Below are 12,109 nucleotides of genomic sequence, written 5' to 3'. Positions count from 1 at the left end.
GGTCTTACTCCTTGTTCTTCCGCCACGGTTTCCATCGCCGCCGACGTTTTTTCTTCTTGGTTGAATGATCGCCTTGCTCTTCGTTGATAGACGCGTCGTCTTCATCTTCGTGTTCGTCGTCGTGGTCTTCGAGTTCCTCCCCCTCGTCCGCCGCCTCGTTTTCATCCGGACTCGCCTCGGGTGCGCTGTTCTCGTCCAGACTTCCGAAAACATCGACGTCTTCGATATCGACGTTTTCATCCATGCCTTCGGTCGGGTCGTACTCGTGCGCCGGTTCGACATCGTCGGCATCGGGATCCGCGTCGTCCGCGACCGCGAAGCCTTCCCTCTGGCCCACCGGCTCAGGCTCGACGGGGTCGGAGAGCACGCCAACCGAATCCTCCGCGCCGTCCTCGTCGGCAATATCTTCCTCCGGCGGCGGCTCCGGCTCGTCGACCTCAGGCTGCGCGGGCGCGTCGTCCTCTTGATCCGGAGCGGGCTCTTCCATCAACGGGTCGAAGAAATCGTCCACGACTCTGTCGGTCTCGCTGGTGCTCAGGTCCTCGAAAGGAGTTTCGACGACCGCAGACCTCTCCGCGGGCTGTTCGACCGGCGACGCTGTCGATTCGGTCGGCGGTGCTGCCGGGGCTTCAGCCGCGATAGGTTCAGGTTCGCTAATCGGCTCGGGCTCGATCAGCGCTTCGGCCGCGATAGGTTCGGGCTCGGCTATCGGTTCGGGTTCGATCGGGACAACCGGCTGCTCTTGGACCGGCGTCTCAACGGCCGGCGGCGTCTCAAAGCGCGGCGAAGCCGGCACGGCTTTGCCTTTTACGAGCAACTGCTTGGCGGTTTTGTCGAAGGGATCGGCGCGGAGCAGTTCCTTGCAGACACGGGCGCCATCCTGATCGCGACCGGCGCTGTAATACGCTTTGGCCAGGTTGCGTTTCCCTTCGCCGATACCCCCGTGCTCGGCGACACCTTCCAGCGCCGTCACGGCCTCGTCGTAACGTCCCAGGGCGACCAACACCGCGCCCATGGCCTCCTGACAAGACCAATATCGCTTGTGGCGCGCCATCCCGGCCTCGGCCACTTGCAGGGCTTCCTCGGCTTCACCCAGCGACAGGAGCGCTTCGGCAAGGCGATGGTACAATCGCTTGTCCGGAAAGCGCTCCAAATCGGCGCGCCAGGTTTTGATATTCTGTTGCAATTTTTCGCTCACCACGGACATCCAACAAGACATGTCGTCAAATGCAAACCACCTGTTTTCAGGAACGTTAAGAGAAACACGACGCACGCGCCGCGTCAAGTCGATTTCGCGCCCGCGAGGCGACCGAACACCCATCAAACGGGCGTTTTGGTCTCTTTTTTGCGTCGGCGACGAGGGAAAACATCAACCCAGCGTGTTCGACGGCGCGGAGGTTTTCCCATGATTGCCTATCGCTGCACCTGCCCCTCGAATACGTCACCGGTTTTCGCGAATTTGACACCACACCCGCAGGCGGCGTAGAGCCGGTCGTAGTCGGCGTCGTACCACAAGCCGCGCAGGGGCCGGCCGACAAACACCCGTCCGATGCGCTTCCGGTCGGCCAAACGCACGTAGTCGATCGTCCCGTCGAAGTAATTACCGATGAGCAACAAACCGCGGTCGAGATCGAACTCTAAATCCCGCGGCCCATACCCGGCGTCAATTGTGTCGATGCGTGCCAACGTTTTCGCGTTCAAGACCAGAACCCGCCTGAGAAACATCTGCGCCACATACAGGTTGTCGTCGGGGCCAAGCTTTACTTCGAACGAGGAAAAGCCGATCCACTTTTTTTCGCGGACGGTCATCGACGCCAGATCCACGACCGTCAACCAGGGAGAAAACCAGTCGCTGACAAATGCCACGCCCCGGGTAGCGTCGATAGCCATGTCGTAGCTGTCCATCCCCGGCAACACGAGCGAGCGGCGTGCTTGATGCGGCGGCGCTTCGTCGAACTCGTGCAGCGAATGACTGACCTCGCACAACGCGTACAGCCGTCCCCCGTAAAACTCGACGTCGAAAAGATTCCGGCAACCCGGTACGGCGATTTCCCGCACCTTGGTTCCGGCATCCATATCCATGACGAACATCCGCTCGTCCGTGCCCCATTGCGCCCACAAGGGAACAAAGAATTCGCGTTGCTGCGGGTGCGGCGTGAGACGCTGAATTCGCGCATCCAGGGTTCCGCCGCGACGCAACGTGGGTTGGTCGCGATCGATCAGGTAAAACTCGTTTTCATAACCGTACGCGACACCGGCCACTGCGTCTTTCGGATTCCCCGCGAAGTCGTAAGGGTGCGTCGGTCCGCCCAATTCCCGCACAAACGACGGGGCCTTGTCCGCCTCGGCTCGACACTGTGCTCGTTCGTCGACAAAGCTGAAATCACGATAAACCATCAAGAGCACAAGCCCGACAAAGAACGCCGCGTTCAGGCCGGCGAGAATACGCCAGAGACACGTCCGGCGACGAAACAACGGATAAGGAATCGCCGCCAACAGGATAAACAACACCGGCGCGACCCAACCGAGATAGGTGTAGCCGCCAAGCGAGAGATGAGCGTTATAAAGGAAAAGAGTCAGTAGAGCCCACGCGAACTCGTGCCCCGCCCCGCGGCGCACCAGGCGGAGGGTCAGTCCAATCGCCACGCCCGCCCCCAACGCGACATACCGTCCCCAGGAAGGAAACAAGTATTCGTTCGCGCCGACTACAAAAAGCAGGGCGCCCAGCAAAGCGGCGACCACCGCGCCCAATACGGTGAGCGCGCGGGACGGTCTTTTTACGATGGGTGGATCGGCGGACATCGGTCGATATCGTAACGCGTTTATCACCGTCTTGCACGCGAACGACGCGCGACCTACCATGCCGCCATGAAGCGCCGCATCGTCTTGGTTTATACCCGCACCGGTTGGGACATCAAAAACGTCACATCGCTGTTGCCGCTGGCCGTGTTGTACCTCGTGCGCCCCTTACGCCGCGCCGGATTCGACCCCGTGATCATCGACCAACGCATCGATCCGCAATGGAAGCGCAACCTGCGCGAAGCGGCTCCCGAAGCGCTTTTCGTGGGTATCAGCGCAATGACCGGGGCGCAAATTGACTGGGGCTTGCGGGCCGCGCAAATCGTGCGCCGGACAACCCCGGACACGCCGATTGTGTGGGGCGGCATTCACGTGTCGCTCGTGCCCGAGCAAAGCGCCCGGCATCCTTTGGTCGACCTCGTAGTGCGCGGTGACGGCGAACAGACCGTTGCGGCGTTGGCCACGGCGCTGGTCGACGGCGGCGATTGGACGCACGTTCCGGGTTTAACGTGGGTCGACGGTGAGGAAGTGAAAAGCACGCCCGACGCCCCGCGCATCACCGATTTGTCTGAGGTTTTGATTCCCGACTACGACGCGGTCAACGTGGATGATTACGTCACGACCCAAACCCTCGGCCTGCGGGACTTGGCGATCACGACCAGCCGCGGCTGCCCCAACGCGTGCGCCTATTGTTACAACCTGCCCTACGGCGGCCGCCGCTGGCACGCGCAACCTGCCGACGCCGTCGTAGAGCATATCGAGACGATCACCAAGCAATTCGGAATTCAGGGTATTTTGATCAAGGACGACAATTTCTATGTCGACCGCGCGCGCGTCGAAGGTATTGCCGACGGCCTACGCGCCAAAGGGTTGCGCGTCACGATTCGCGGCGAGTGCCGGGCCGATTACATCGCCCGCCATTGGCAAGAGGAGTTCTTGGATTTCCTTTTCGAGAATGGTTTCCGCGAGATGACCGTCGGGGCCGAGAGCGGTGACGATTCCACCCTCGCGCGACTCAACAAAGACATCACCGTGGCCGATATCCGCGAAGCGAACCGCCGCCTGCAGCGAGCGCGGATCCCCACGAAGTTCACCTTCATGGCCGGCTTTCCCGAAGAGTCCTGGGAAGCGATCGGGCGCACGCTGTCGCTCATGCTCGAGTTGACCGACACGAACCCACAAGCGCGCGTCACGCCGCTTCATTTGTACGCGCCCTATCCCGGCACGCCGCTTTTCGACGAGGCGTTGGCGCGCGGTTATCAGCCACCGCGATCATTGGAAGAGTGGGCCCGCGTGAGTTTCCACGATCTCGATTTGCCGTGGATCGATGCCCGTCACAGCCGCGCCTTGGAGCGTCTCAGCGTCGCCACCTATTTTATGGATCGTCAAACCGTCGCTGAATACTTCACCGGCCGCCCCTTCATTCAGTGGCTGGCCCGTCGTTACAGCGCGGTCATTCGCTGGCGCTGCCGTCACATGTTTTTATCGTGGATGCCCGAAACCAAAGTCATCGATTGGTATCGCCGTCAGGCCTAGTTTTCTCCTCCCGCAACGTGATCCAAAGCAACGTGAACGCGAATGCAAGGCACACCGCGGCCAGCAAGTGCGAGGTCATGCCGTGCCAACCCGCCTCGGGGAACAACACCGGCTCGGTCAAGTGGACGGGAAATCCCTTGGGATCGTAAAGGCTGAAAAAGGTTTCGTTGGCGAAGACAAACGAACCTGCCCACGCGATAAGCGCCGTCGCGCCGAAGTGTTTGAGCGGCGCTGCGACGTACTCATAACTACCGCCCTCTAACGCCCTTCCGGCCGCCAACGCCATGCCGAGACTCACCAACACCAGAGCCAGAAAACGGCAAAGCGGCACCGTAACTTCGTGGTGCGCGCCGTAATCCACGGCGCTGGCGATCATCGCCAGGACTTGGGTCAACGACTCCAAACCGGCAAGCACGGCGCCGATACTCAGCGCGATGCCGCCCGCCACGTTCCACGCCTTCATGGCTCGCTCCGCCCGCGACGCCACCACGCCGCCACGCCGATGATCACGGCTGCCACCAACAACGCGGCGATCAGTGGGTCGGCCTTGGGCATCGTCTCGCGGGCGAAAAACTCACCCAGCCGATCCGGCGCCGCCAACAAACTGTAGGAAAGGATTTTTACGACTTCGAGCCCCATGACCAGCGCCAGCACACCGGCCAGGCGACGCGCGAAATCGGAGAACTCGTCCACGCAAAGCCGCATCCGACGCAGTTTCTCCACCGGTCCGAGCACTAACTGAGCGCCACCTACCGCGAGGTAGAAACAGAGAAATGCGAAAAGCGTCATCTGAAGCGGATAGATCAAATGTACGACAACATTACCGGCGGTCTTCGGCAGGCTGTCGAGAAGCTGAAACCACTCGCCGTGGAACAGCGCGAACACGTAAAGCAACGCCACACCGCTCACGACCAGCAGCAACACGAGGATAAGGAAATACAGGAACATCCAGGCCATGAGAGGCACAGCCGAAAGTCGACCGAAGCCTCCGTTGTCCCGTAGCTTACGCCAAAGCGGCCCGTCGGCCACGCGTTGCCGGTTCACCCCGAGGCGCAACGCGGCCGCAACCCCCGCCAGCGCCGTGACGGCCAACAAAACCATAATAACGATCATCAGCACGTTCATTTCGCATCACCGCCAAAGAGTGAAACGCGGCCGGTTTCGCTTCCTGCCGCATTCAATGTGACGACCTGCCCCGCCGCGCTCAACCACACCGCCAACTCGCCGTCTCGAACGGCCAAGTAGCGCGGTGATCCCGAGATGTGTATGTCCGTTTCGGTGGCGCCGTTTTCCGGTCCCAGCGTGACGAGTCGACTGCGACGCCAATCGGTCACGAAAACCCGTTCGCCAAAGTACGCAATGTCGGTGAGACCGGCGCCAATTTCCGCCTGCCAGAGAATTCGGCCGTCGTCCACCGCATGAGCGCAAACCCGCCCGGCCTGCGCGCTAGGAATGAGTATGCGATCGCGCCAACGCAGCGCGCCCGTCGGCCGGGGGTCGATCTCCTGTTGCCAAACGATCCCGCCCGTCTGTTTATCGACCGCCGTCAACGTTTCCGCCTGGTCGTTGACGATATACAACCTGGTTTCGTCAGCCAGAAGCGTCCACCGACCGCCGGATTCCTCGTGCCAGCGCGTCACGCCGCGTATCCGCGGACTTTCCGGCACGTTTACCCGCCCGTCGGGTAAGCCGTCTTCGAAGCTCAACGCGAACCAAAGGTACTGGCTGTGCTCGGGTAGATAGACGTGCTTTTTCGGCCGGCTTTCGTAACGCGATCGGAAATAGCCGGCGACCCAGATCGTATCTCTGTCCGCTAAAACACCGGTTACAAAAACGGACGAGGGAAACTGCGCGACGGTTCGTACGGTGCCATCGGGATCCAATTGGTGGACCTCGCGTCCCAACAAGCCCACGACGAACAATCCGCCCTTCCCGTCAGGAACCAATTGCAGCGGACGATCCACGGCCACGCTCTTGATGGCGCCGGGCCCGCTAATCAGAACCTCGCCGAACCGCAGGCGTGCCACCGCGTTTTGTTCGCCGAGATATGCGATATCCGTGATTTCGCCGGCGCGCGCTTGATGGGATGCGACCCCTTCGCCGGTAACCGAGAGGCGCCAGAAAAGCAACGCGATGAGCGCCGTGAAAACGGCAAAAAGAAGACGCCCGGCCAGCGGGCGTCTTCGTCGTTCGTGAGGCATGAAGCCCATCAGACTGCGACGGGCATTACCGCGCGGATTAAGTTTCCACGTCGGTGTTTTCGGAATCGGCCACGGTGAGTGTGATCAACGAGGTATCCGCCGCCACACCAATACTTGCGGTGATCGAGTAACTCACCTCGGCGCCGCATTGGTTGGGTACCGCGATGCGGTATTTGGTTTCGGAAATCCCGCGATCGTTGGACTCATCGTAGAAGGGGTTGCTCAACGGCGGTACGTCGCCCGGAATGTCGGCCGGCAGATACAGTTCGCCACCCGCCACCGTCCAACGCACTTCGACGCCGTTAAGCGGATCGGTAACTTCCTCGGAGCCTTCCGCGATCACCAAGCTAGCCGGGCCTTGGACTACTGCGGAAATCAAATAGGAAACGAACCCGCATTTTCCTTCGGCCGAGCGAATGAAGTTCTTCGCTTCACTGCGGCGGGTATCGTCGAGTTCGCAGGTTGTGATCCACGCGAATTTATCGTCGCATACGGAGTCGGCGCAAGTTTGGGCGTCGAAAACGCAATCGTCGAATTCGTCCCGTTGGCCGTTGGAATAGATCTCGTCATTGCCGCCGACAAAATCGATGACGCAGGCGCTAATGCAGTACTGCCGGAAAATGTCGAAACACGGCGAGGGAATATCCCAGTCGGCGTCGCATTGGAAGCTCAACGACGGATCTTCGTCGAAGCCAACCAAAAAGACCGAAGCGCCAGCCGGTGCCGTCGCGGGATCCGTATCGCCACAACCGAAGGTGTAAATCATGACGGATACCAGCAGCAAGCCAACTGTGGCCAGCAGCAACCGTTTCATCAATAGCCTCCTTCTCAAGCGTTCCGAGACCGGTCAAAACCGGCGCTTGATATCCTCAGTTAAACCGCCGGGCGGTCCCGCACGATGCGCGGCGTGATGAAAATCAACAATTCGCTGCGCTTCTTGATTTGCTCCCGGTCGCGGAAGAACATACCGAGAACGGGGATACGAGACAGCCAGGGCACGCCGAGTTCGGTCCGCGATTCTTCTTCGGAGAAGATCCCGCCGATCACCGACGTTTCACCGTTGCGTACGAGCACTTCAGTAACCACCTCTTTCTTGTCGATGGCGGGGTCGCCGGTAGAGGTTGGGATCGAAGTATTCGGCGCGTTTTTCGCGATCTCGATTTTCATAATGATCGATTCGTCCGCTGTGACATGCGGCGTAACGGTCATATTCAAATTCGCTTCGATAAACGACAGTGAGGTTTCACCCTGCTGCCGGATCTGGAACGGAATGCTCACGCCCTGCGTGATGCTGGCTTGTTTGTTATCCAGCGTGGTCACTTCCGGACGCGAGATGACACGGCCTTCACCGCGGCTTTCCAAAGCGGAAAGTTGCAGATCGAGCGCGAAGGTGTCGTTGATGCTACCCAAGGTGATGCCTACGCCGCCACCACTGCCCAGGCCGATCGGCGCCGGTAGATTGACGGCATAATTCGCATTGGGAATCGTTGAAATCGTGTTACCAAAGCCGCTGGTGCCTACGCCCTGCGTGGCGCCCGCTTCACCGAATTGCTGGCCGGAAACGTCCGAACCGGTAACCCGCACGCTATTGGGGAAGCTAAGCCCGGTGGGGTTGCCGTGCCCGGCGTCGGCGTAGTAGATACCGCCCCATTTGATACCCATTTCCCGCGTGAAGTCCGTAGTCGCTTCCACAATACGGGTTTGGATGAGTACCTGCGGCGTCTGGCTGTCGAGGCTGGCAATCAGGCGTTTGGCCTTCTTGATAGACCTTTCAATGTCTTGGATCACGATAATATTCGTGCGCTCGTCGACATTGGCCACGCCGCGATTGGACAGAATCGAGCGAATCTGCGGCACCAGATCGTTCGCGTCGGCATAACTGACCGGAATCAGCGCCATGGCCAGCGGTTCAAGCTGAATGCTGATCTGCTGGCGGGCCAACTCCTGCTGACGCTCAGTGGTCAGCGTTTGCGTCGGCGCCACACGAATGATGTTGCCCTCCCGCTCGATTGCCAGCTTCTTGGTACGCAGGATGATATCCAGCGCCTGGTCCCACGGCACGTTGTTCAACTTAATCGTGATTTTGCCTTGGACATCGTCACCCGCGACGATATTAAGCCCGCTCACGTCGCTGATGATTCGCAGGATCGACTTAATGTCGGCATCCTGGAAGTCCATGGAAATTTTCTTGCCGAAATACTGCTCTTCGGTATACATGGTGCTTTCCGGACTGATGAAACCACCCGTATCCTGAGCCAAAGCGGGTACGGCAACGAGCAACACAATAAGACCAGCGAGAATCAAGCTAACGAGCTTGGCTCCGAGCCTCTTGCATTCGCTTCGTGTCGTGGCCATATGTTGCCTCCTCACAAAGATTCGATTCCACGAACCCAACGCGCAAGTTTGCTTCTATGCCTCGTTTTCCGGGCGAAGCCGGATCGTTACTTCAACGGTCTCCGTACCTTCCGTCCGCCAACTGATGCGGGTTTCGGTTATAACGACCGCATCCTCTAAAACAGAGCGGATAACGCCACCGTTTTTCCCAATAGCGTCTCCGACCCGTACCGTATAAGCCTTGCCGCTGGGATCTTCAAAAATCGCCAACGGGTTTTCCGTGTCTTTCACGATACCGACAAGCTTGAAGTACCGAACTTCGAACTTGAGCAACGGATTGTCGCTGTCGCCGGTCAGACTCAATTCCTCAGTCGGGTTGTACGAGCGGAACGGATCCGGTTTGTTGATCGGATCATAAGTATACGTAACCCCAACCTCGTCCAACACTTCTTGGGCGCTGGGCATCTTGATTTCAGTCGTCTGCGGCTGATTCTTCGGTTTCTTGGTTTCCTCTTTCTTCTTCTTCAATTCCGCCAGCTTGGCTTCGGCCTTCAGGCGGGCATCATCGGCGGCATCACCGCCTCCGCCACCACAAGCCGTGAAGACGAAGAACAAGACGACGATCAAAGCTAACGCTTTCAACCAAGTAAAACGCATGGTGTAACTCTCCACCGCGTCAGGTTCCAAATCAGCCACCCGTTTTCCGGAAACGGAAGGTCGTGGCGATGCAATCGGCCGTAACCTGCACTTCGCCGCCAACTTCCGTGGGCTGACCTACTTTCAAGTTACTGATGTTCACGACGCGCTTCAGTTTGCTGATCTTGTCGAAAAAGATGGCGATATTATGATAGCCGCCCTTAATCTGCAGTTCGATGGGTATCGCAGCATAGAAATCGCGAGCAATTTCGGCGCTGGGTTGCACCTTCGCAATTTCAAGACCCGATGTTGAGGCCAGATCCTCCAGGCTGCGAAGCAAGGATTCAAGCCGCTTCTCTTCGGGCAACTGTGCCAACGATTGCTGCAATTGCTGATCGAGTGTTTCAATTTCCCGCTGGATTGGCTGCAACACTTTAGCAACGGCCTTTACTTCGTTGAGCTGGGTCGTCAAGTCCGCCAGATACTTATTGGCCCGGTCGATCTTCTCCAAGGTCGGGCGGTACCCTAGGAAGTAGTACACGCCGAAGACCAAGAAGACCAACGCGACTATGACCAATACTTTCGCGATCTTCGCCATCGAGCAACCTCTTATTCCTGTACTCCGGTGTGGCCTGCAGCCTCACCGGCCTGTTGCCTCCGAACCTATTTCGCCCTTACGACCGACGCCACGTTACATGTGAGTTCAAAATTCTTGACCGGCACCGGCGAGAGGCCGGGCGCGCCACGCCGCGATCCGGCGCGATCCGCTATGGCGCTTATCAATTCCACATTATGGAAAACTTTGGACTTTTTCAAATTCTCCATAAATGCCGCAATTTGGATGTGGTCGATCGCGTAGCCGGTAATCGTCAACGAACTACCCGAGCTGCTCATTTCTTGGAGCCACAGCTTGGCCGGAATAGCCGATGCCATTTCGTCCAGTAGGCGCACGGGTCCCGTTTGCTGACGTTTCAAGGACGCGATGATTTCCAGCTTTTGCGCCAAAGCATTACGCTGCTTCCGGGCTGTTTCCACAAGGCTCTGCTGAATCTTGTATTTCTCGATGTCCTTTTGAATGGCAGCGGCTTGCTTTTGTCGCTCTTCGAGCTTCTCGGTAAGCTTCGTGTGGTAGAGCCACGTCACAAAGCCAGCCATAACAACAGCAATAAGCGCCACAACGATCCACGTGTAAGGGATCTGCCTTGCAACTTTGGTTTTCCGTTTCGGCGCTTTCCGCTTTACTTCCGGCAGTAGGTTAATGCGAATCATTTATCGCCGAGCCTCCGTAGGGCTAATCCGACCACCACGCCACACAGCGGCGCAATCTCCTGGATGTAATCCATATCGAAGCTCTTTGTGGGAACCTCGATGTTATTGAAAGGATTGATCATTTCGACCGGAATACCGACTTGATTCTCGATGATCTGTTGCAAGCCGGCGGTTTTGGCCGCTCCGCCCGCCAGATACACCTTACTGATATGGGCGAAATTGCTGGTCGCGGTGAAGAAGTCGAGCGACCGCTGGATTTCAAGGGCGATACTGTTGGAAATGCCGTCCAGGATGGGTTGAATGTCCTGGTCGGCCTGCTGTTTGCCGAGTTTGATCTGCTCGGCCTCCTCGAAGCTAACCGAAAGTTGCTTCTGCAATTCCTCGGTGTAGTGATTGCCGCCGATCGACATATCGCGCGTGAATACCGAATTGCCGTTGTGCACGATATTGATATTGATCACGCTGGCGCCAATATTCACCAGCGTTACGACCTTGCCGCGCTCCACCTCGTAATTGACTTCGTACATATTCTGGACGGCAAAAGCGTCCACGTCCATGATCACCGGGTTCAAACCCGCCTCACTGATCACGGCCGTATAGTCGTTGACCATCTCCTTCTTGACGGCCACGAGCAGAACATCTTGGCTTTCCTGATCGTCGCCTTCCATCGCGAGGCGCTGGTAGTCAATGTTGACTTCGTTGATATCAAAGGGGATGTATTGCTCGGCCTCCCACTGAATGTTGCCTTCGATTTCCTCTTCGGTCATCAGTGGTAAGGTGATCTTGCGAATAATGACCGAGTGGCCGCTAACACTTGTGGACACGTCGCGCGGCGATTTCACGTTGTTCTCGGCAATAAGCGTGCGCACGGCGTTAACGACAGCAGGGGCGTTCATGATGGTTGAATCGACGATCGTCTCATGCGGCATGTAAGCGATGCCGAAATTGACGAGCTGGTAGCCCAGCTTCGTTTCCGCCAATTCAAGGACCTTGATGGAGCCGGATCCTATGTCCAAGCCCAAAACGCCCTTTTTCCTCGAAAACAGCATGTTCCTGCCTCAGCGATTAAGGGTTTTGGTTTTTAGGCGAATGCGGTGTCACGGAACATATACCGAATCCGCAACCCACATGTCAAGCACCTAAATGGCCCTATGTTATGAATGATCGATGGCATTTTGTTCGATTTTGAAAGGATTTGCAAGGAAAAACTTTAAGCAATTTCGAAGAAATATTTTTTGCCCCGCGAACCACGATCCGGCATGAAAAACCACCGGGCAAAAAAAAAGTGGTCCGACAACCCCTCGTCTCCGCCTGCACCCCTCGCCTCGGAGGCC

Annotated in this window: 12 protein-coding genes; 1 reads left to right on the top strand and 11 read right to left on the bottom strand. The window is 58.0% G+C overall.

The annotated features are described in order from the left end of the window. Positions 1 to 4: 4 nt before the first annotated feature. Together P9L99_15190 and P9L99_15185 are read right to left on the bottom strand one after the other, a co-directional pair. Positions 5 to 1,198, bottom strand: coding sequence for a tetratricopeptide repeat protein (locus P9L99_15190; protein MDP8224703.1), 1,194 nt, complete (start codon positions 1,196 to 1,198; stop codon positions 5 to 7). Between the two features lie 215 nt (positions 1,199 to 1,413). Continuing rightward, complete coding sequence (locus tag P9L99_15185; GenBank protein ID MDP8224702.1) at positions 1,414 to 2,802, bottom strand: hypothetical protein; 1,389 nt, start codon at positions 2,800 to 2,802, stop codon at positions 1,414 to 1,416. A gap of 66 nt (positions 2,803 to 2,868) precedes the next feature. On the opposite strand from P9L99_15185, the gene P9L99_15180 reads away from it, so the two are divergent. Beyond that, entirely contained in the window at positions 2,869 to 4,335 is a 1,467-nt protein-coding gene (locus P9L99_15180) for a radical SAM protein (protein MDP8224701.1), read from the top strand. Here P9L99_15180 and P9L99_15175 read toward each other — a convergent pair. The 9 genes from P9L99_15175 to pilM form a co-directional block, all read right to left on the bottom strand. Next, entirely contained in the window at positions 4,307 to 4,798 is a 492-nt protein-coding gene (locus tag P9L99_15175) for a hypothetical protein (protein MDP8224700.1), read from the bottom strand. The two genes, P9L99_15180 and P9L99_15175, sit on opposite strands and share 29 nt — an antisense overlap. Next, the gene (locus P9L99_15170) at positions 4,795 to 5,460 is read right to left on the bottom strand and encodes a hypothetical protein (GenBank protein ID MDP8224699.1); all 666 of its coding nucleotides are present in this window, start codon (positions 5,458 to 5,460) and stop codon (positions 4,795 to 4,797) included. Before P9L99_15170 ends, P9L99_15175 begins: the two co-directional genes overlap by 4 nt. Beyond that, on the bottom strand, positions 5,457 to 6,536 hold the full coding sequence (locus P9L99_15165; GenBank protein MDP8224698.1) for a PQQ-binding-like beta-propeller repeat protein: 1,080 nt from the start codon (positions 6,534 to 6,536) through the stop codon (positions 5,457 to 5,459). The genes P9L99_15170 and P9L99_15165 overlap by 4 nt, the downstream gene beginning before the upstream one ends. Positions 6,537 to 6,573: 37 nt before the next feature. Continuing rightward, positions 6,574 to 7,350 carry a hypothetical protein gene (locus tag P9L99_15160; GenBank protein ID MDP8224697.1) on the bottom strand — a complete coding sequence of 259 codons (777 nt, stop codon included), beginning with the start codon at positions 7,348 to 7,350 and terminating at the stop codon, positions 6,574 to 6,576. 59 nt (positions 7,351 to 7,409) lie between these two features. Beyond that, a complete protein-coding gene (gene pilQ / locus P9L99_15155; protein MDP8224696.1) occupies positions 7,410 to 8,891 on the bottom strand; it encodes a type IV pilus secretin PilQ in 1,482 nt (493 codons plus the stop codon). 54 nt (positions 8,892 to 8,945) lie between these two features. Beyond that, a complete protein-coding gene (locus P9L99_15150; GenBank protein ID MDP8224695.1) occupies positions 8,946 to 9,566 on the bottom strand; it encodes a pilus assembly protein PilP in 621 nt (206 codons plus the stop codon). Continuing rightward, the gene (pilO, locus tag P9L99_15145) at positions 9,559 to 10,104 is read right to left on the bottom strand and encodes a type 4a pilus biogenesis protein PilO (GenBank protein ID MDP8224694.1); all 546 of its coding nucleotides are present in this window, start codon (positions 10,102 to 10,104) and stop codon (positions 9,559 to 9,561) included. Before pilO ends, P9L99_15150 begins: the two co-directional genes overlap by 8 nt. Before the next feature lie 65 nt (positions 10,105 to 10,169). Then, a complete protein-coding gene (locus tag P9L99_15140; GenBank protein ID MDP8224693.1) occupies positions 10,170 to 10,775 on the bottom strand; it encodes a PilN domain-containing protein in 606 nt (201 codons plus the stop codon). Beyond that, positions 10,772 to 11,824: a type IV pilus assembly protein PilM gene (gene pilM, locus P9L99_15135; protein MDP8224692.1), complete on the bottom strand. Its 1,053-nt coding sequence runs from the start codon at positions 11,822 to 11,824 to the stop codon at positions 10,772 to 10,774. Before pilM ends, P9L99_15140 begins: the two co-directional genes overlap by 4 nt. Between the last annotated feature and the right edge of the window lie 285 nt (positions 11,825 to 12,109).

It is taken from the genome of Candidatus Lernaella stagnicola, from assembly GCA_030765525.1.
In the GTDB taxonomy this organism is placed as follows: domain Bacteria; phylum Lernaellota; class Lernaellaia; order Lernaellales; family Lernaellaceae; genus Lernaella; species Lernaella stagnicola.
The sequence above is the reverse complement of the archived record's forward strand: the minus strand, read 5'-3'. Positions and strand labels throughout refer to the sequence as shown.